Below are 1,142 nucleotides of genomic sequence, written 5' to 3' on the forward strand. Positions count from 1 at the left end.
ATCTCGTCCACGGCCTCGGGCATCCGCTCAAACCCTGAGCCCAGGATAATGGCGACCGGCTGGTCGTCGCCAGCCAATCGCCGAAGCGTGTCGACGATGCGCTCGCCGTCGATGCCCCTCTGCAGGTCGCCCGGCAGCATCGTCGCACGTTCTGCGAGCGCGACGGTGTCCGTATCGCAAAAGAAATCGGCAACCAGCGGACGATAGCCGGCGCGGCGCGCGGCGGCGGCCAGCGCCCGGCCTGAAATTGCCGCGATCAAGAGAGATCCGGCGTTACTTGGCAATCTCGCGTGCAAGGGAAAACGCTTCCTGAAAATCGAGCGTGATCGTCTTTTCGGATTCGATCATTCTTTTGAAGAGACCGAATTCGACCTTATATTTGACATTGCCAATGGCAAGCGGACCAATGCCGACAGCTTTTGCCGCTTCGAGTGGATCACCATTGGCATTGACGGCCAATCCTTCGATACCGGCCGGGGGAACCGCATTGACGTCGGCCGCAATAAGCAGGTCATTGCCTTTCAACTGGGCTTTGGAGACCACCTGGACGCCAGCTTTGGCGCAAGCCAGGATAATTTCGTTCGCCTCGACCAGCTTTGTCTTGCGTGCGTCGCTCGATCCGTCAGCGGCATCGACGATGATGTTGAATCTGCTTTCGATCTCGGCAGCGATCTGCTTGACCCTCTCGATGCCGTCATGGCCGACAAGTGTGACCCGGGCACCTTCCCCTGCCGCGATGACGGCGGTGCAGAAGCCGACGACGCCGGTGGCACCGAAAACAGCCACCCTCGTATCCCTGAGCGCACGCTGGAATTTCTTCTCCAGCGCCTTTTCGACCTTGGCCACCATCGCCGCGGCCGTGGTGAACGAGCCGGCCGGATCGGCAAACACCGAAACCTGGAAAGGCGGCACCATCGCCTTCTTCGCGGCGTCGAACATGTCGAGCGCCAACGAGGCGTCCTTCCCGGCGATGAAGATGCCGGTGTCGACACCCGCATCCGGCGGGCGCGAAAAGATCGCGTCCTGGACCAGGCCTGTCACTTCGGCGAGGCCTACATCGACATAGGGGACGACGGCGTCGAAACCGGCGTCGAGGGCCATGTTCACGTCGAATGGGCTCATCTGCTTCAACGGTGTCAGCA

1 protein-coding gene and 1 pseudogene are annotated in these 1,142 nt (G+C 61.1%); both read right to left on the minus strand.

All coding sequences use genetic code 11. The features are described 5' to 3' along the window. Nucleotides 1-260, minus strand: a pseudogene (locus EOD15_RS34605) (hypothetical protein); the annotation flags it as partial. A gap of 13 nt (nucleotides 261-273) precedes the next feature. Continuing rightward, nucleotides 274-1,140: an NAD(P)-dependent methylenetetrahydromethanopterin dehydrogenase gene (locus tag EOD15_RS34610; RefSeq protein WP_245463862.1), complete on the minus strand. Its 867-nt coding sequence runs from the start codon at nucleotides 1,138-1,140 to the stop codon at nucleotides 274-276. Between the last annotated feature and the right edge of the window lie 2 nt (nucleotides 1,141-1,142).

The sequence above is a fragment of the Mesorhizobium sp. M7A.T.Ca.US.000.02.2.1 genome (assembly GCF_003996995.1).
In the GTDB taxonomy this organism is placed as follows: domain Bacteria; phylum Pseudomonadota; class Alphaproteobacteria; order Rhizobiales; family Rhizobiaceae; genus Mesorhizobium.